Genomic DNA, 17,840 nt, shown 5'->3' on the forward strand with positions numbered 1-17,840 from the left:
AGGCTAGACGTGACCGAGCGCCTGCGCCCGCAGCCCGTCCAGCACCGTCGCGTACGCGGGCTGCCACCCGAGCTCGCGGCGGGCCTTCTCGCTCGAGACCCGCATGGTGACGCCGAGCATCAGGTGCATGTAGGGCGCGACCGCCATCATCCACGTGGGCACGGTGAATGGCTTGGGTGTGCCGAAGGTCTCGGCGATCGCCCGGATCATCTCCCCGAAGCCCATGTGGTCATCGACGACGTTGTACGCCTCACCGGGCCGGCCGCGATCGATCGCCGCGACGACGGCGGCGGCCGCGTCGGCCAGGTGCGTCCACGGCGAGATGTGACCGTGGTCGTTGAACGCCGGCAGTTGTCGCTTCCGCAGCATGTGCACCATCGTCTCGGTGCCCCCCGGCCCGTAGAAGAAGCCGAATCGCAGTGAGATCGCCTCCAGCCCCGACTCCCGGGGCAAGCGCTCCTTCTCCCGCATGCCCTCCAGGTGCCGGTTGATGTTCGGGTCCGTCACGGACGCCCCGAACTCGTCGGCCTCGGTCAGAACGCGGTCGCCGAAGTCGCGGTAGCCGTAGCCGACGGCGACGTTCTCGCCGATGAAGCGGCGTACGCCCGCAAGTTTGGCCGCCTCGATCAGGTTTGCGGTCCCGGTGACCCGCAGGTCGTCGGTGCCGAACATGCCCTTGTGCGTCATCGGCGGCTTGCGCAACGCGGTCGCGGCGTGCACCACGACGTCGGCCTTGATCCCCTCGAACGCCCGCAGCAGTCCGTCGCGGTCGAGCAGGTCGGCGCGGATCTCGTTGCCCTCGCCGCGGCCCACGCCTAGCACGGTGTGCCCGGCGTCGGTCAGCGCCTCGCGGATGTGCCGGCCGAAAACACCACTGGCTCCGGCCACGATCACACTCTGGTTCTTCATCTTCGTCATGGCCATGGGACAAGGCGGCCTTCCGATCCGTGACATACCCGGGCGTGACCCCGGTCACTCGAGTCCTCTACTCCGGGCCTTGAATTCCAATAGTGAGAGGATCTTGTGGCAGCTCGATAGTCGTCTCGGTGCCGAGTTGGCGATGCAGGCTTGAAAACGCCCACGGGAAAGCTGTGGCGACGCCTCAGTCGGTGCACCTCTCATCGGCATGATCGAGTGCACTGTCATCGGCATGACCGAGCGGATCGCGGCATGACCGGATGTTCAATGCCGACCTGGACTGCATCCTCATTCAGTCCGGGGCAGCGTGGGCGATAGCGCGGCTCGGTCACCGGGGGGTTGGCAGCCTGGCGATGTTGACCCATGAAGCCCGTCCAACCCGTCCCGTAAGGCGATCCGCTACCGGACACGGTGTGCGGGTCACGACGCAGCTCGGAGGGTATCGAGCCGGCGCAGGTCGTCGTCGGACAGGCCTAGGTCGGCCGCAGCGACGTTGGAACGCAAGTGGCGGACGCTGGTGGTCCCCGGGATCGGGATGACCGGCACGCCGTGTGCCTGCTGCCGGTGGTGCACCCAGGCCAGTGCGACCTGCCCGCTCGTGGTGTCGTGTCTACTGGCGATCTCGCCCAGTGCGGCGCGTAGGCCGCTCGCTACTTGCTCGTCGGCTGTGCTCGGAGGCTGGTGGAGGAGTCCATGACCGTTTGGGGAGTGGGCCACGACGACCACTCCGAGGTCGGCCACGGTAGGCAGCAGCTCCTGCTCGATGTCGCGCTGCACCAGTGACCACTGCTCCTGTAGCGCCGCGATCGGGTGAACGGCGTGTGCGCGGCGTAGGTCGTCCGCCGTCACGTTGGACAGACCAAGGGCGCGCACCTTCCCCTGGTTGACCAGTTCGGCCATGGCTTCGACGGTTTCCTCGATCGGGACCTTTTCACTGCGATGGTGCAGGTAGTAGAGGTCGATCACGTCGACACCAAGCCGTCGCAGGCTCGCCTCGCTCGCCTGCCGCACGTACGACCGGTCAGCCCGTACATCGAAGCCGCCGGCGAGCTCATCTCGCCATACCAACCCGAACTTGCTGGCCAGCAGCACCTCATCACGGCGCCCCCGGATTGCCCGGCCGACCAGCTCTTCATTCCGGTAGGCATCTGCGGTGTCCACCATCGTGACGCCCGCATCAAGGGCGGCGTGGACCACCGCCACCGGGTCGCGGTCGGTGCCGTCGGCGGTTCCATCGCGCAACCTCATCGCGCCGAATCCCTGACGGCCGAAAGGATCGCGACCCATGGATAGACGCGTTCCCGTCTCAGCAGTTGGCATGACCCACACCCTAAAACCTCAACTGCAATTGAGGTCCAGTCCATTAGCGGTGCCCGGTCTGCGCCATCTCGAACAAGGAACCTCATAACGACAGCTCAGATGGCCTGAGCGCGGCGGGGTGTCCCGTATGACCCATCCGGTGAACATTCCCGCACAGGGCCGCCATCCGGGACACCTACGCTCATTGGCGGCCCGGGGGTCGCCGACCGTTCGCGTGGCGTGAGTGTCGACGTCCAGCCTCGACGACATGCCTCGGGCCGATGCGCCACCAGGTCAAGTGACATCGGTTCCATTAAGGCCAGCGCATCGACATGCAGGACTGTCAACGCACGCTCATCGGCACGTCAGGACGCCGGCGACCGGCGCCGACGTCACCTTCGGTGACGAGCGCTTCGCGGTATGAGCGTGAAGGCAAACGAGGAACGCAGCTCAAGCAGCGGGCAGCCACGACGGGCGGTCGAGCTCTGGTCTGGCGATAGATTTCACCTGTGACCTTGCCTGTCTTCTATGCGCGCCCGGAGTTCGTGGGCAGCACACTCAACGTTCCGCCTGCCCTGGCCAGCTGGGACACGGCTGGGTCACCGGGCCAGGTTCGCTCCGCCGCGTTTGCCGCCGACGTCCAGGCGGCCGTCGCCGAGCAGTTGCGCGTCACATCGGATCCGCTCGCGCCGCGCGTGGACATCGGGCTGCCGGACATCGTGCCCCTGCTCGCGCTCAACGACCTCGACAACTACCTGTTTCCGCTCGTCCCGAAGCTGACCAAGGGCACCGGGCGGCAGTTCGCCTCGGTGTGGGCGACCAAGCGGCATGCAGCGAGGTCCTCGGTCGCGGTGTGCCAGACGCACACTGTCCAGGATCCCGGCGGGGTGTACTCGCTGCAGGTGCGCACGACTGCGTCGGCCAGTACCACCGCCTACAAGCGGCAGATCCGCGACCAGATCACCGCCGCTCAACCATTTCCCGATGGCGGTATCGCCCTGCAGCTTGCGTTCGTGGTCGGGCCCCGCCGCGCCTGGCCGAACCTCTGGAAGGCCACGATCGACTCGCTCGGCTCAATCTTGGGACGTGACGCCAGTGCCCGCGACTGGGACGCACGCGACGGCCGCATCACAGACCTCGGACTGCACTGCGTCATCGACCCCTCCGCGGGCAACCGGGTCACCATCGCGATCCGAGCCTGCACAGTCGGCAAGCAAGCGGTCCGCTGACGAGACGCCGATGCCGCCGCACGACCTGGGCTCGGCACAGCGATCAACGGTCAGGCAGGCCGATGCCGTGACGCCACAGGCACGGGCCTAGCGCACGGTGTGCGGCAGATGAGCATGCGCGACGGAGGCGGCGATCGTGGTGTGACGGTGAGCGATCGCTTCGTTCGTGTGATCATGTTTCGGTGAGTCAGTACTTCCAGGTTGGCGACCTGGTCCTGTGGAACCCTTCCAACCGCGTGGCGGAGCTCTTCGTCCGTACCAGTGAGGCAGTCGCCCCGCAGGTGGCCACGCCAACCGGGATCGGTGCGATGGACGCCGACGAGTACGAAGTTGATCTGGACGTCTTTGTCGGCTTCGTTGACGCCATGGTCAAGCAATACCTGTCCTCCAGCCACGCGATTCTGAGGTCTTTGCTGGAGGGCTTCCTCGCCACCGCGCTCGTTCTTGTCGACCGTGCTGGCCGCGCCGTGCCTTCCCTGCACGCACCTGCCACGCTGGACCCACAGGATGTCTCGGTGGGCCCCGGCGGAATCGGCGCGCTGGGCGACCCAGTCCGTCTGCGGGAACTTGCCGACGCTCTGGCCCGCGCCATGCCACGCTGACGCGGCACACCACCACCATGACGTGGGCTGACTGCATCTCGCCTCAAACGCACGCTCATCGCTGTTCCGGACGGCGAGCAGCAAGCGCCGCCGTCACCCTGCGCGCCGCACGGATCGCGGGATGAGAGGACGGCGGTCGACCGGCGCTTGTCGACCGAGGGCTGCGGCGAATGCCAACCTCCGTCGCCTTCGGCTTCCGCGATCGAGCGCGGGATGCTGATCGGGGTAGAGGTCTCATCGAGCCGAAGGAAACTATCCGTGGCATGGCCTTGACGGTGAATTGCCCGGCGCACGGGGTCCTGCTGACTTGGCCCCGGCCAGCTTCGACAGCTCGGGCCGCTAACGGTTGCCGTCGTACACGTCGACGAGTCTCTTGGGTGCTTTGGCGCGCCAGGCCAGTTCGATCAGGCGCTCGAGACGTTCGGGTGTGACCGACGCGAGGTCGGCCCAGACTCCCCAAGCCCTGCCGGGCCGCTCTTCTTCGAAGACAGTGGGGGCCTCGGCGATTGCGGCGCGCCCGTCGGGTTCGTCGACGTGCAGCAGCGCTTGGGCTTTGCCTGGTTTGACGACGACGAAGGTCTTGCCGTTGACCTGGAAGGCCGGCAGGCGATAGTGCGTGCGTTCCTCGGTCTCGGGCAGCGCGAGCGTTAAGCGGCGTATATCGTCGAGTGTGATCATCGTTGCGTCTCCGGTGGTTAGGTGGTGAAGAGCCCGGCTGGCACGCGACCTTGACTGTGGGGGCCTGGTTTGTCGAGTTCTGTGTAACTTGATCCTTCAGTTCGTAGCGGTCGATCAGATCCACTCCCGGATTTCCCCTTCCGCTCCCCTCGGGGCGACCCCCGCCGCGTTGAGCGGCGGTTGGGCGGGGAGATTCGCTGCCGGATGGCAGCAGTCGGGATCTGTCCAGTCAGCGATCGGTGAAGAATTCGACAAGCACGGCAGCGAGATCTTCGGCGGGTACCCCGTGCCATTCGCCTTTCAGGCTGCGTTGCCGGGCGTTCGCCAAGGTGTCGGCGACGCCCTGTGCCCAGGTGCGTAGCCTGCCGTCGCTGCCCTCGCTGTCGATGACGAGCGTAGGGGTGGTGACGGCGGACAGCCGCGCGACGGACAGAGATCCGGTGATCACGGTGTCGTAGACGAGGGTGTGCGCGAGCGCTTCCAGCGCCGGCCAGGACGGATCCTGTCGCATCCCGGCGATCATCTCGGCCGGGACACCGATGCTCGTTTGGAAGTGCTCGATCGCGTCCCCCCGGCGACCGGCGGCGACGAGTTCCGCCACCTCGGCGCCGAGATCCGATTCGGGTGCTGGCTGGTCGTCGACCGGAACGGGTGGTTCCAGCAGCGCCAGCCTCGGGATCGCGAGCCCTTGTTCCGCCGCGTGCAGGGCCAGTGCCGAACCGGAGGAAAACCCGTGCACGAATGCCGATCCGCCGGCGGCGTCGATGAGGGCGTGCAGGTCCTCGACCTCTCGCTCGACCGCGTACGGCAGGGTGTCCGTGCTGTCGCCGCGGCCGCGGCGGTCATAGGTGAACACGGTGAAGTCCGCAGCGAGCACTGCGGCCAGCGGCCCCATTGGCCCGAACCCGCGGAAGCACCCGGCAGCGTCCACCAGGATGAGCGCAGGTCCCGACCCGGTCCGCTCGAATGCGATCGAGGTTCCGTCACGCGAGGTCGTCTTGTTCACGACCTTCATTGGCTTCTCCTTGTCCTGCAAGGTCCTCTTGTATGGGGAGAGTACTGGACGGTACAGTACTCTCCCGGTACTGAACCGTCCAGTACTATGTGTATCGAGAGAGAGGCTGGTCGTGAAGACGCCACCAGACGGCACGACGATCGACGGCAATGCCGACTCCATCCGAGCTCCGGGCGAGGGCGGCGGCGTCGCCGATGCGGGTCGGTCCGCCCAGAAGCGCCGGGCGATCATGGAGGCGGCCCGAACGGTGTTCCTGCGCAACGGGTACGGGGGCGCCAGCATGGACGAGATCGCCGCCCTCGCCATGGTGTCCAAGCAGACGGTCTACAAGAACTTCGCCGACAAGCAGCGGCTGTTCACCGAAATCATCACCAGCGATATCAGCCAGGCCGAGGAGCGGTCCCAGGCGATGGTCCAGGCGTTGCCGGACAGCGAGAACATCGAAATTGACCTCCGCCAGTTCGCTCGCCGGCACATCACCGTCGTTCTGCAACCGCATCTGATACAGATGCGGCGGATCATCATCGGCGAGGCGGACCGCTTTCCGGATCTGGCCCGAACCTGGTTCCAGCGTGGGCCCGAGCGTGCCCACGTCACGCTGGCGGAGCGGTTCCAGGAACTCGCGCGGCGAGGGCGCCTGCGCCTGGACGACCCGCTGCTGGCCGCCCAACACTTCAACTGGCTGGTCTTGTCGATACCCCTGAACAAGGCGATGTTCCACGGCAGCGACACGCCGTTCACCCCCAGCGAGCTCGAGCGCTACGCCGACGAGGGGGTCCGCGTCTTCCTGGCCGCCTACGGCAGCCCCTGACCGGGCAGCGTGGTAGGCGCACGCGCATTCGAGAGCCGCGTGCCTCAGGATCAAGCGGTGGCGCGGGTAGACGAGCGTCGGCCCATCGCACTGTCATCGGCAAAGCCGGACGTGTGCCAACCACCGAGCCGACGCCCGACCAGCGGCAGATCCGGACGTCTGGGTGTCCCCTTTGGCTGGAGCGAGCTTGTCCTATCGCTGTGCTCTAATCCCGTCATGCATGTCGTCGTCACAGGCGCACTCGTTGAAAACGGCGCGGTCCTGCTAGCACACCGCAGGCCGACCAAACGGGTATACCCAGATGTCTGGGATCTGCCCGGGGGGCAGGTCGAAGCGGGTGAGTCGGAACTACAAGCCCTCGCGCGTGAGATGCACGAGGAGCTCGGTGTCCACATTGTGGCGGAGTCCGCTTCACGGTTGGGCGTCTTGCATGCCGGCAGTGGTGAGGACGCCGTTCACGTGGGCGTCTGGCAAATTGGAGACTGGGTTGGCTCTCCGACCAACCGTGCACCTGACGAGCATGACGACATCGCATGGGTCGGGATCAGCGAGCTGGGCGGCCTTCCCCTCGTGCATGGCGTCTTGGCGGCAATGGTTCGTTCTCTGCCTGAGTTTGAGTGCGCCCGCAGGCACTCAGATATCACCGACTGTAACCAGGACGACCGAGGAACCAAGGCCGACTGTCGTGCATGTGCTGGGACGGATTCGTCAAGCAGGTGATGGGACTAGACATCTGCCGGCAGCCCTGTCCTGCGCCGGGTGATGGTTGACACCGCGACCTCGGATGATGCGTTACATGATCGCGACGACCGCGCGACTCGCGGCAGATCCGGTCATTCATTTCGCGAGGCGGCCGCGTCGAGCACCCGCTGGATCAACTGGGTGGTTGAGATTCCTCCCGTGCGCCGAACGTAAGTGAGTTTCCCGGCTGCTGCAGCGGGCCCGTATACGAACTCGGCCCCCTCGGGCGACAAGTCGTCGCCGTGCACCACGGTGGTGATCCCGTGCTCGGCAAGAAACTCTTCGGTCACTTGGAGCGGGGCGTCCTCAATCACCTCGTCGACGTACCTGCACGACTCGATCACGACGACACGCTCGGCAAGGGTCATGATGGGACGACGCTTGTAGGAGGCTGCGGTGTCGTCGGACAGCACGCCGACGACCAGCCAGTCACCATGGCGGCGCGCCTCCCGGAGGAGCGACACGTGGCCCGCGTGGAACAGGTCTCCAACCATGTCGACGTAAACCCGCGATATGGCGGCCGCCCCCACGTCTGGGTTCTCCACAACAACTCACCTGCTCCTTCGCCCACACCAGTCGCGGTCGCTCACCGTTCTACCGGACGAGACCGGCGAGGCGCGCACATCGGCATGTGCGCATGCTGGCCGAGTCGGCACGTCGTGACGCTGCATAGCGCGCGGATCGCGGCAGATCCGGGCACTTGCTTATCGCGGCTTCGATGCGCTACCCGGGTCCTGAGCGGGCTGCGAGTCGGGTATACGCCGGGGTCGACGGGTCGGCCAGGCGTTCACGATGTCGTTCAGGGTGGATAGTCATAAGGTCGGGGCAGGGAACGGCGGTCAGGCGGTGAAGAAGCGGTGCAGTGCGGGCGCGACGACCGCCGGGGAGGCTACGTGTCCCTGGCCGGCGAACGTCTGGCGCACCGCGTTCGGGAGGAGCGCGGCAACGGCGTCCGCCGCGGGGGCGAAGAAGCCGTTGTGCTCGCCGGTGGCGATCAGCGCCGGCTGGGTGACCGTCGCGAGGCGGTCGGCCGGCGGCGGGCCGTACAGGGTGGCGTCATTGGCCAGTGTCGGGGCGAGGGTTTCCAGGCCCGGCCAGTACGGCGACTGGCGGGCGCTCTCGAGGTCGGTCTCGGACGAGCCGGCTAGCCTCATGAACAGCGCCACCGCGTCGCCGCGCCGGTCCGCCGCGAGGGCCGCGGCGAGGCGCTGCCGATACTCGTCGTAGTGGGGAGCAGAGTCGGGGTCCGGGTCGTACGGGACGTCGTACACCGCAAGCTTGTCGATCGGCAGCCCAGCCGCGGCGGCCTCCAGGGCGAACATTCCGCCGGACGAGACGCCGTACACGAAAACGGGTGGGCCGGCCTCGGCGATAAGCGCCGCGATGTCCTCGATCTCGCGCTGCACGGCGTACGGCGCGGTGTCTCCGCTGCCGGCGCGGCCACGGCGGGCGTAGTTGTAGACGGTGAAGTGCTCGGCTAGCGCCGGAACAAGCGGGGCGTTCTCGGAGCCGTCGTCCAGGCCCCCACCAACCAGGACCAGCGCCGGCCCGGTGCCCTGCCGCTCGTACACGATCGACGTGCCGTCTTTCGAGATCACCTTCATGATGCCCCCTCGTGTCGGCCGTGCCACACAGGCGCCGGATCCAGGACGCCGCCAGCCCAGGACGGACGATCCGCGCGGCGACGGTACGTCATCACGACTATCCCAGTGCTCGTAACACGCCAGCGGACACGTTGCTGTGCGCTCATCGGCAGAGTCGCTCATCATGTTCCGGAGTCCATGTACGCGGCGAGGATGTAGTTGAGGTGCTACCTGGTCTGCCCGACCCTGTTCCGGGATTCCTGGTTCCGGGGCCCACCCTCGACGAGCGCGCACTGGTGCGTCGGCACGTCGGTGAAGAACCGCCAGTGATCGTTGCCTTCGACGTCGACGCACCGACCGGGGACGATCTTCTTACCTGTCTCGTCGCAGCAGGATCGATTGAGGTGGCACGAGGCCCGGCCTACCGCTACTGGCGCGACAACCTCTGATAGAGAACGCCGGCAGCGCACGTGCGACCGCCAGAGCAATCACCTCGCCGGAGCCGCGACTGTCACTGACGGCGACGCTCACCGCAGCGGAGAGCGTCACCCAGTGGATGACGGCCGGCAGCGGCCTCCTCCGCATCGAGGCCCCGCCAGAGCACCTGGTGACCAGCGGCGGACTGTTAACGCACGATCGGCGGCAGATCCGGATATCTGATCGAGGCTCGCCCGCTGTGGGCCGGACGGCAGTTCAAACTCGGAACCCGCCCGATCTATTGTGCGTGCATGTCGATCAACGATCGGGATCTGGTCATCAAGGCGGCGGAAGCGGGGGCTGCAGTCGTGCGCTCTCACTACGGGATATCCCTGACACGCTTCGAGAAGTCTGCAGGGGACTTCGCCACGACGGCCGACATCGAAGCGGAGAAGGCCATCCTCGACGTCTTGCACGCTGCCCGGCCGGACGACGTCGTGGTGGGAGAGGAGAGCGGGCGCACAGGAACCGGCGGGAATGGACGTACGTGGCTGGTCGACCCGTTGTGCGGGACGCTGAACTATGCCGTACACAACATGCTGGTCTCGGTCAACGTAGCTCTGCGAACCGGCACGCAGGTCGTCGTGGCAGCGTCGGCGGACCCGTTCGCCGATGAGGTGTTCTGGACTGATGGCGCTGGTGCGAACGTGCGTCGCGGCGGCGTGGACGAGCGACTCGCCCCGTCGGCCGAGTCGAGGCTGGTAGACGTCAATCTCGATCCACCGTTCCCCAACGAGCGAGTCTTCCGGGCCGCCCGGTTACTTGCCGACGAAGGGTTCATCGAGCAGTTTCGCCCGCGCGTGGTCTCCACCACCCTGGCGGTGGCTTGGGTCGCTGCCGGCCGACGCGCCGCCTACGTGACCGATGGCCACCTACGCGACAGCGTCCACTTCGCGGCCGGTATCGCCCTCTGCCAAGCGGCCGGCTGTGTGGTCACCGGGATCGACGGCCGGCCACTTCACACGGGAGCAGGCGGTCTCGTCGTGGCCGCCGACGAGCAAACGCACTCCGCCCTGCTGGCCCTATTCGAGAACCAGCATGTAGGAAGGGATTGATCGGGTATCCCCTTCTCGACACGAACGGACGCTGACCGGGCGTGCGGTCTGCGGCAGATCAGGATGCCGGTGGTGGTCGGCGGTGACGACAAGGCCCAAAGTCGGGTCGGCACATGTACGGCTGGGATGATCGTGGCCATGTGGTTGGAGTCGCGGTGACGGCTACATCTGATCGTAGAGCGGCACCGGCACACGGTTCGTTGGCGGTCTATCCCGGTACGTTCGATCCGTTCACTCCGGGGCACCGCGACCTGGTGACCCGTGCTCGGGTGATGTTCGACCGGATCATCGTGTTGCTGGCGGTGAACGCCGACAAGCGACCAACCGCCGAAGCCACGGCCAGGGCCGTACGCGTGCGCGACGCCATGCCGGCGGTCTGGGGCAATGTCGAGGTGGACACCTGGACCGGCCTGACCGCTGCCTACTGCCTGCGCCGCGGCGCCACGGTCATCGTCCGCGGCGTGCGCACGGCCGCGGACCTTCGCTACGAGTACCAGCTCGCTGCGATGAACGAGCAACTCGGCATTCAGACCGTCTGGATGCCGTCCCGTCCGCAACTGGCCGCCACTTCGTCCACGGTCGCACGCGCATACCGCTCGGCACAGTCACCCGTCCTTGGCATAACGCTGAATAGTGAGGCCTAGGGGGTACCGGAACGGTGGCAACGCCTCAAGGTCGGACGCACTCTCATCGGCCAAAGCCGCGAGCGCTGGTTATGGCCCGGAGGCCATGTAGGCGGCCAGGATGTAGTTGGGGTGCCGGTCGAGGTTCTTGCGGGCTCTGTCGTAGCGCATGGTGGTTCGCGGGCCGGCGTGGCGGGCGGCGATCTGCACGTCGCGAAGGCTGACGCCGGCATCGAGCATGGTCGTCACGAACGTGTGGCGCAGCATGTGAGGGTGCATCCTCGGCATCCGGACCTTTGCGGCGGCGGCGAGGTGCTTGAGGCGGCGAGTGGCGGCGTGCCGGTCCATCCGCCGATCGACGATGTTGCGCAGGATCGGCCCGCTGATGCGCTCATAGACGACCGGTCGATGGCCCTGGCGACCGCGGGTGGCAGCGGGACGAGGACGACCTTGCCGCCCTTGCCGAGCACCCGTAGGACCCGGTGGCCGTGTTCCTCACCCAGGTCGGTGATGTTCGACCCGCAGGCTTCGAAGATCCGCAGCCCGAGCAGGCCCAGGAGCGCGACCAGGGCGAAGTCGTTCGGGTTCGAGGACCTTCGGGCTGTGGTGATCAGGGCTTCGAACTGCAGGTGACCCAGTCCGAAGTCGGTGACGTGTTCGTTCAAATGAGGGGCGACGGCGGCCTCGACTGGCATCAGGTTTGAACAGGGTGGTCGACCTGCTCGGCCAGCTCGCCGACTCCGGCGGGCCGTCGGCTGACCTGTGGTCCACCGGCCGGCAGGCGATCGCCGCGTTCAACCGGAGGGTGCTGGCCGACCACGCGGCCGCCTGATTCATCATTCGGGCAGGTGGCGACGGTGAATAGATGCATTGGACAGTCACCACGACGGCACTGATTGCCCGAAGGTGCCGTTGCGCCTGGTGAGACGCCCCCGGATCATGGCCGTGGCACATCGTTACGCACGGGCCATTCTTCGGGGGAAACCGCCGTGGCGGAGATCAATCACTTTGAGTACGGGTGGATCACGCCCGCGTTGAGCTACGCGCTATCGGTGCTCGGCTCGTTCCTGGGCCTGATCTGTGCCACCCGCATCCGCATCGCGAGCAGCGCAGGCCAGCGGGTCTGGTGGGGCGGGTTGGCCGCCCTGGCGATCGGCGGCACCGCCATCTGGACCATGCACTTCATGGCGATGCTCGGCTTCGCCGTCGAGGGTACCCGGATCCGGTACGACCTGCCGATCACCGCGGCCAGCGCGATCTTCGCCGTGGTGGCGGTCGGCATCGGACTGGCCATTGCCGGCACCGGGCGGGTGTCCGTACTGCGCATCGTCGGCGGCGGCCTCTTCACCGGCGCCGGGGTCGCGGCGATGCACTACACCGGCATGGCGGCGATGCGGCTCGACGGACGGCTCAGCTACGACCGGACCCGGGTGGTGCTCTCGATTGTCATCGCGGTGGTCGCCGCCGCGGTGGCGCTCTGGCTGGCGGTGACCGTCCGCCGAGGCCTGGCGATTTTCGGCTCCGCGCTGGTGATGGGCGTTGCGGTCAACGGCATGCATTTCACCGGGATGAGTGCCCTCTCTGCGCACCTGCATCCGGGCGGGGGCGAGGTCACCGGTGCGGACGTGAGCACCCTGCTGGTGCCGATCATCCTGGCGGTGATCTTCGTGGTGGTCGGCCTGGTCTACGCGCTGCTTGCGGCCCCCACGGACGAGGACCGAGCCGCAGCGGCGTACCTGAACGGCCGGCTCACCGCCGAGCCCGCCGACCGATCGGGCGAAGTGACTGCGGACCCGGTAGGGCTCCGCGCCCGGCCGACCCTGGGGCGGCCGGGCACGCCGTTCCCGTCCCGCCCGGACCGTGCTCCCCTCTGATGGATCGCGTCGGTCGTCCGTGAGGTGGGCGGCTCTAGCTGGCGTCCTGCCGGGCAGCCAGCGCATCGACGAGGCGGCGGCCAGGCCGTGGACTATCGGGCCGCGAACATCCGCGCCGGGTACGTGTACGTGATCTCCAACATCGGGGCGTTCGGCGAGGACGTCGGAACTGGTGACGCGACCACCCACAACGCCTTCCGGCATCACGAGCATGGCGCGCACGGCGCCAGCGTCAAGGCCAAGCCCCTGCGGGGTGGGCCTACGGCCCAGCCGTTGACCCCGGCACCGCACACACGCCTGCCCGAAACCCATCGCCGGAACCGGAAAAATCAACGTCAGCAGGTCAAAATCCCAGCCTTGACCGGCCCTGCTCCTTCATGGATGACACAGAGAGGTGCCAGATCCGGTCGTTGCGCGGCCACGACCGACGTCCTGATCGCGGCAAGAGAGTGCTGATGATCTTCCGGCCGGGAGGCTCTACCGCCCGGCCAACCGGCCGCGGGCTGGGCTCAGGCATTGCGCGGCGCTTAGGTGTCTTTGCTGACGAGGTAGGGCCGATCTGCATGCGGTGTAGGTCGGAGCCGGCCAGGACGGTGAGGGCGTCGTGGCGGCCGTACAGGCCGGCGCAGAACGAGGTGAGCAGACCTCACCGTCTCGCCTGCTGACTCAATCGGTGGTACGGCCATAGACAATCAGAGCCCAGGTGAGGCAGCCGAACGCGGCCGTGCTGGCCAGCGCGCGGACGATGTTCCAGGTGACCCAGCTGGATTCGAAGTCCTCGCGTACGGCTGCGAGATCGGCGATGTGGCCGGGATTGCCGGCCGCCGCGAGCTTGTCGTTGAGCGGGACGTTGACGGCGGTGGTGATGATGAACATCGTCAGGTACAGGGCGAACCCGCCGATGATCCACGGCAGTGCCGGGCGGCCTTCTCCGCGCCAGGCCAGGAGAGCCGACAGTGCGGCGAACACCAGTGCGCCCAGGAAGCTCAGCATGAACCAGCCGTTGACGATGGTCACGTTGATCCGCTGCATCGTGTCCACGAACGTCCGGTCGTCGGCCCCTTTGAGTGCGGGCATGACTGCGTAGGCGAAGGCGGCGAACAGCCCTGCCATGAGCCCGGTGGTGATGATGGCGGCGACCAGCGACACGTTCTGTGCGAGTCTCATGGTGTCCTATTCCTTGTCCCAGATGCCGGTGGCGGCGGTGTCGGTGGCGTAGTCGGCGAAGTCCCGGGGCTGCCGGCCCAGGGCGCGCTGAACCCCGTCGCCCAGATGGGCGTTGCGCCCGTCCAGCACGGTCGTGAACAGGTACATCAGCAGCTCGACGACCCCCTGCGGAACCCCGTCGGCGGTGAGCGCGTCCGCGTAGTCCGCAGAGGATACCTGGACGAATTCGATCCGCCGGCCCGTCGCTGTGGAGATCTCGGCGATCGCCTGGGCGAAGGTGAGCAGCCGGGGTCCGGTCAGCTCGTAGACCTGCCCCGCGTGCCCGTCCTCCGTCAGCGCCGCCACGGCCACCTCGGCGATGTCGTCGGCGTCCACAAATGGCTCGGGCACGTTCCCGACCGGGAGGACGACCTCGCCGCCCAGCACCGGCTCCAGCAGATAGTCCTCGCTGAAGTTCTGGCTGAACCAACTGGACCGCAGGATCGTCCACTCGACCCCGGCCGACTGGATGAGCTTCTCGCTCGCCTGGGCCTCGTCCTCACCGCGACCGGACAGCAGTACCAGCCGGGAGACGCCCGACGCCACCGCTAGCTCGGTGAACGCGCCGACCGTCTCGGGTGCGCCCGGCACGGCCAGGTCCGGGTAGTAGGACACGTACACCGTGCCGACGCCCTGCAGCACCGGTGCCCAGGTCGCCCGGTCCGCCCAGTCGAACGGCTGCCCTGCGGAGCGGGAACCGACCCGAACGGGCACTCCGCTCTCCTGCAACCGCTCCACGATGCGGCGGCCGGTCTTGCCGGTTCCGCCGAGGACCAGGATCGTCTGCTGCTCTCGTTCGTTCGTCATATCGATCATTGAAGTGCAGCGGCGTGAGACTTTACATAGCCATAGCGCGCAGCTTTGTGTTTAATCGTCTACGTGGACGCAGTTGCCGGTCTTCTCGACGGACCCCGAGCCCATGGAGCTTTCCTGCTTCGCTCGGTCCTGACCCCGCCCTGGTCGATGCGGATCGAGGACCAGGCGCCGCTCACCCTGGTGGCCATGGTCCGGGGCGATGCCTGGGTCGTTCCCGAGGAGAGTTCGGCTGTCCGGCTCAGTCCTGGGGATGTGGCGATCATTCGCGGCCCCGGCCCGTACACCGTCGCCGACGAGCCGGCCACGCCGCCGCAGGTCATCATTCATCCGGGACAGCTCTGCACCACCCCAGACGGGCAGGAGATGCCCGAGATGATGGAGCTGGGCGTACGCACCTGGGGCAACAGCCCGGACGGCCCGACAATGCTGCTCACCGGCACCTACACCATGCAGGGCGAGGTCAGCCAGCGGCTCCTGAGCGCACTGCCGCCACTGCTGCTCGTCCCGGGCGACTCCTGGGACTCCCCACTGGTCCCGCTGCTGGCCACCGAGATCGTTAAGGACGACCCCGGTCAGGAAGCGGTCCTCGACCGGCTGCTCGACCTGCTGCTCATCGCCGCGCTACGCGAGTGGTTCGCCCGACCCGCGGCCAAAGCCCCCGCCTGGTACAGGGCGCACAGCGATCCCGTCGTCGGCCGGGCCCTGCAGATGCTCCACAACAACCCGGCCCAGCCCTGGACCGTGGCGTCACTGGCCGCCAAGACCGGGGTCTCCCGGGCGGCGCTGGCCCGCCGGTTCACCGCGCTGGTCGGCGAACCGCCCATGTCATACCTCACCGAGTGGCGGCTGGCCCTGGCCGCCGACCTGCTCCGCGAGCCGGACGCCACCGTCGGCGCGGTCGCCCGGCAGGTCGGCTACGGCAGCTCCTTCGCCCTGAGCACCGCCTTCAAACGCATCCGCGGCGTCAGCCCCCGGGAACACCGCCTGGCCGCCCGAACGTAGCGGGCCATCGGCATCGAGGCGGCGATGCCCAACGACACGGCCTCGAACTACATCAAGGCGCTTGCGGCGAGCACCAGTGAACCCGAACTGCTGAACGCCGCAAACAAGGTCTTGGCTCTCGCCTGCCTCCCTGAGGTGGCACCTGAACGCCCCTCACCGACAATTAATCTTCGTGGGCGACTAACCGACGGCGCCCGAAGCGTCCGCTCATCGGCTACTTATCTACTGGTGCTCCGACCGCAGCCCAGCCAGTCTTGGTCGAGGTGACCGGCGGGGTGACTCTCTCATCGGCTGCCACTGCGGTTTGGTGTTGACCGGGCCCCGGTTGGTGGTCCACCGGCTATGAGAGCGTTGGTTGCCGGTTGATGATCCACTGATCGTGGAAGCTTCGGGGGTGAGCCAGTCCAGCGAGCCGTGGGGTCTGTAGGTGTTGTACTCGATGCGCCAGTCTTCGGCCAGTACCTGGACTTCCAGCAGAGTGTCGAACTGCTCGCAGGTGAGGAACTCGTCGCGGAAACGGCCGTTGAAGGATTCGCAGATCCCGTTCTGCCATGGGGATGCGGGGTCGATGTAGGCGGGGTCGACGCCGCTGTGGCGGCACCAGCCGGTCAGGGCGTGGGCGGTCAGCTCGGGGCCGTTGTCCATCCGGATGTGCTCCGGCCGCCTGCCGAGCCGGGCGATCAGTTCGTCGAGGACAGCGACCGTGGCGTCCGCGGTGAAGGAGCGGGCCGCGCGGGTGGCCAGGGCTTGGCGGGTGTACTCGTCGACGACGTTGAGGAACCGCACCTGCCGGCCGTTCGCGGTGACGTCGACCTGAAAGTCCAGCGCCCACATCTGATCCGGACGCGTCGCGCGCGTCCGCTGATGACGGCCTGGTCCGGCCCGCCGCTGGCAGATCAGCGCATGTGATCATGGGTAGGCTCAGGACCGGACAAACGCCAGCTGCGAGCCAGCCGTCGAGGCTGCCGCCGACCGATGGGCGACTGTTCAGGCCACGTCGTAGCAGCGGCGTACGCGGTCCAGCCGGCCAGCGCGCAGGTCGGCGTCTGGAATCCAGAAGGAGACGTTTACGATCTCGCCCCACGCCGTACCCCGTTCCGCCTCCACCTGCAGAAGGGGCCGGTGCCCTGGCGGGTGGGACGTATCGGTGTCGCAGTAGCCGAGCAGACGATGCCGGGGTGCAGGCAACAACGGCCGAAGCTCCTCCAACAGATCGATCAGCTCGACGATGTGGAGGCCCAGCGCCTTGTCGACGTCATCCCGCAGGTTGGGTAGAGACGGCATCAGCGCGGCGTCCAGTGTCAGGGCGGGGATGGTGGCGACCGCTTCTGCTCCGGACCCGGCAGGCAGGTGCAGCACCTGGCAACCGTCGTCGCCGTGCTCGTAGTCGTAGGTCGCGGAGAACTCGTCGTCGTGGAAGAACAGCAGGTACCCCTGGCGTGGGAACGGCCACTCCGCGCCTAGGATCGGGGCCATCTGCGCGCAGTCCACTTGCGCCAGCAACAGCATCGGCGCTTCCCGGTAGACAGGCCACGCGAAAGGTCCGGTCCTTGGCGCGCCGCCGATCATGCTGCCGCTCGCTGACGCTTCGGTCGGTACGGTAAATCCGACCGATGGCCGCGCCAGGGCAAGGAAGCTGTCCGCAATCTCCGGCACCAGCCGGCGCCTGATGATGGCTTGGACATCAGGGGAAAGATCCATCGCGGCCGAGTCTTCCATAGCTTGAGCCAAGTGGCGCCACCGCACTGTTCTCGACATGGTCGGATGTGCCTCACCCGCTGGGCCGCCAACGGCCGACCAGCGGCAACGGCGACCTTCGCAGGCCGCCGAATCGATACACGGCGTCGCGACCCTGGTTCATGGCCCATACGTGGTGGCCGGGAAATAGGCTTGCGTCCTGCGCCGCCGGCC

General features: G+C 67.3%; 21 protein-coding genes. 10 read left to right on the top strand and 11 right to left on the bottom strand.

All coding sequences use genetic code 11. The features are described 5' to 3' along the window. Positions 1-3 precede the first annotated feature (3 nt). Positions 4-924, bottom strand: coding sequence for an NAD-dependent epimerase/dehydratase family protein (locus ACFY29_RS26275; RefSeq protein WP_386990416.1), 921 nt, complete (start codon positions 922-924; stop codon positions 4-6). Positions 925-1,338: 414 nt separating this feature from the next. Continuing rightward, positions 1,339-2,238 carry an aldo/keto reductase gene (locus tag ACFY29_RS26280; RefSeq protein WP_386990419.1) on the bottom strand — a complete coding sequence of 300 codons (900 nt, stop codon included), beginning with the start codon at positions 2,236-2,238 and terminating at the stop codon, positions 1,339-1,341. Positions 2,239-2,726: 488 nt separating this feature from the next. Between ACFY29_RS26280 and ACFY29_RS26285 the strand changes: the two genes are divergently transcribed. Then, positions 2,727-3,446 (top strand): hypothetical protein, encoded by a 720-nt coding sequence (locus ACFY29_RS26285; RefSeq protein ID WP_386990421.1) that lies wholly within the window; start codon positions 2,727-2,729, stop codon positions 3,444-3,446. A gap of 182 nt (positions 3,447-3,628) precedes the next feature. Then, positions 3,629-4,048: a DUF6086 family protein gene (locus ACFY29_RS26290; protein WP_386990423.1), complete on the top strand. Its 420-nt coding sequence runs from the start codon at positions 3,629-3,631 to the stop codon at positions 4,046-4,048. A 339-nt stretch (positions 4,049-4,387) separates the two neighbouring features. Here ACFY29_RS26290 and ACFY29_RS26295 read toward each other — a convergent pair whose 3' ends face one another. Together ACFY29_RS26295 and ACFY29_RS26300 are read right to left on the bottom strand one after the other, a co-directional pair. Next, entirely contained in the window at positions 4,388-4,726 is a 339-nt protein-coding gene (locus ACFY29_RS26295; protein WP_386990425.1) for an MmcQ/YjbR family DNA-binding protein, read from the bottom strand. A 229-nt stretch (positions 4,727-4,955) separates the two neighbouring features. Further along, a complete protein-coding gene (locus tag ACFY29_RS26300) occupies positions 4,956-5,741 on the bottom strand; it encodes an alpha/beta fold hydrolase (protein ID WP_386990427.1) in 786 nt (261 codons plus the stop codon). 229 nt (positions 5,742-5,970) lie between these two features. Between ACFY29_RS26300 and ACFY29_RS26305 the strand changes: the two genes are divergently transcribed. Beyond that, positions 5,971-6,552 carry a TetR/AcrR family transcriptional regulator gene (locus ACFY29_RS26305; protein WP_386990821.1) on the top strand — a complete coding sequence of 194 codons (582 nt, stop codon included), beginning with the start codon at positions 5,971-5,973 and terminating at the stop codon, positions 6,550-6,552. Positions 6,553-6,768: 216 nt separating this feature from the next. Next, positions 6,769-7,272: an NUDIX domain-containing protein gene (locus ACFY29_RS26310; protein WP_386990429.1), complete on the top strand. Its 504-nt coding sequence runs from the start codon at positions 6,769-6,771 to the stop codon at positions 7,270-7,272. A 113-nt stretch (positions 7,273-7,385) separates the two neighbouring features. Here the strand turns inward: ACFY29_RS26310 and ACFY29_RS26315 are convergent, their stop codons facing one another. Both ACFY29_RS26315 and ACFY29_RS26320 read right to left on the bottom strand, forming a co-directional pair. Further along, a complete protein-coding gene (locus ACFY29_RS26315; RefSeq protein ID WP_386990430.1) occupies positions 7,386-7,838 on the bottom strand; it encodes an adenylyltransferase/cytidyltransferase family protein in 453 nt (150 codons plus the stop codon). A gap of 294 nt (positions 7,839-8,132) precedes the next feature. Next, positions 8,133-8,897: an alpha/beta fold hydrolase gene (locus tag ACFY29_RS26320; protein ID WP_386990432.1), complete on the bottom strand. Its 765-nt coding sequence runs from the start codon at positions 8,895-8,897 to the stop codon at positions 8,133-8,135. A 707-nt stretch (positions 8,898-9,604) separates the two neighbouring features. Here ACFY29_RS26320 and ACFY29_RS26325 point away from each other — a divergent pair. Together ACFY29_RS26325 and coaD are read left to right on the top strand one after the other, a co-directional pair. Then, on the top strand, positions 9,605-10,408 hold the full coding sequence (locus ACFY29_RS26325; protein WP_386990434.1) for an inositol monophosphatase family protein: 804 nt from the start codon (positions 9,605-9,607) through the stop codon (positions 10,406-10,408). A 200-nt stretch (positions 10,409-10,608) separates the two neighbouring features. Next, entirely contained in the window at positions 10,609-11,052 is a 444-nt protein-coding gene (coaD, locus tag ACFY29_RS26330) for a pantetheine-phosphate adenylyltransferase (RefSeq protein WP_386990436.1), read from the top strand. A gap of 69 nt (positions 11,053-11,121) precedes the next feature. On the opposite strand, the gene ACFY29_RS26335 is transcribed toward coaD, so the two are convergent. Next, a complete protein-coding gene (locus ACFY29_RS26335) occupies positions 11,122-11,379 on the bottom strand; it encodes a tyrosine-type recombinase/integrase (RefSeq protein ID WP_386990437.1) in 258 nt (85 codons plus the stop codon). Positions 11,380-11,519: 140 nt separating this feature from the next. On the opposite strand from ACFY29_RS26335, the gene ACFY29_RS26340 reads away from it, so the two are divergent. From ACFY29_RS26340 to ACFY29_RS26350, 3 genes are all read left to right on the top strand, one after another. Then, a complete protein-coding gene (locus ACFY29_RS26340; protein ID WP_386990439.1) occupies positions 11,520-11,735 on the top strand; it encodes a hypothetical protein in 216 nt (71 codons plus the stop codon). Continuing rightward, on the top strand, positions 11,732-11,863 hold the full coding sequence (locus tag ACFY29_RS26345) for a hypothetical protein (RefSeq protein ID WP_386990848.1): 132 nt from the start codon (positions 11,732-11,734) through the stop codon (positions 11,861-11,863). The genes ACFY29_RS26340 and ACFY29_RS26345 overlap by 4 nt, the downstream gene beginning before the upstream one ends. A gap of 157 nt (positions 11,864-12,020) precedes the next feature. After that, a complete protein-coding gene (locus ACFY29_RS26350) occupies positions 12,021-12,905 on the top strand; it encodes an MHYT domain-containing protein (RefSeq protein WP_386990441.1) in 885 nt (294 codons plus the stop codon). A 666-nt stretch (positions 12,906-13,571) separates the two neighbouring features. Here the strand turns inward: ACFY29_RS26350 and ACFY29_RS26355 are convergent. Further along, the gene (locus tag ACFY29_RS26355; protein ID WP_386990443.1) at positions 13,572-14,054 is read right to left on the bottom strand and encodes a DUF1772 domain-containing protein; all 483 of its coding nucleotides are present in this window, start codon (positions 14,052-14,054) and stop codon (positions 13,572-13,574) included. A 24-nt stretch (positions 14,055-14,078) separates the two neighbouring features. Then, positions 14,079-14,918: an NAD(P)H-binding protein gene (locus ACFY29_RS26360; protein WP_386990445.1), complete on the bottom strand. Its 840-nt coding sequence runs from the start codon at positions 14,916-14,918 to the stop codon at positions 14,079-14,081. A gap of 72 nt (positions 14,919-14,990) precedes the next feature. Between ACFY29_RS26360 and ACFY29_RS26365 the strand changes: the two genes are divergently transcribed. After that, positions 14,991-15,929 (top strand): AraC family transcriptional regulator, encoded by a 939-nt coding sequence (locus ACFY29_RS26365; RefSeq protein WP_386990447.1) that lies wholly within the window; start codon positions 14,991-14,993, stop codon positions 15,927-15,929. A gap of 222 nt (positions 15,930-16,151) precedes the next feature. Here ACFY29_RS26365 and ACFY29_RS26370 read toward each other — a convergent pair whose 3' ends face one another. Both ACFY29_RS26370 and ACFY29_RS26375 read right to left on the bottom strand, forming a co-directional pair. Beyond that, complete coding sequence (locus ACFY29_RS26370) at positions 16,152-16,829, bottom strand: integrase core domain-containing protein (protein ID WP_386990823.1); 678 nt, start codon at positions 16,827-16,829, stop codon at positions 16,152-16,154. Between the two features lie 87 nt (positions 16,830-16,916). Further along, positions 16,917-17,648, bottom strand: a complete 732-nt coding sequence (locus ACFY29_RS26375; RefSeq protein ID WP_386990448.1) for a DUF1963 domain-containing protein — start codon at positions 17,646-17,648, stop codon at positions 16,917-16,919. Positions 17,649-17,840: the final 192 nt, after the last annotated feature.

The organism is Micromonospora sp. NPDC000668 (assembly GCF_042897975.1).
Classification (GTDB): Bacteria; Actinomycetota; Actinomycetes; order Mycobacteriales; family Micromonosporaceae; genus Micromonospora.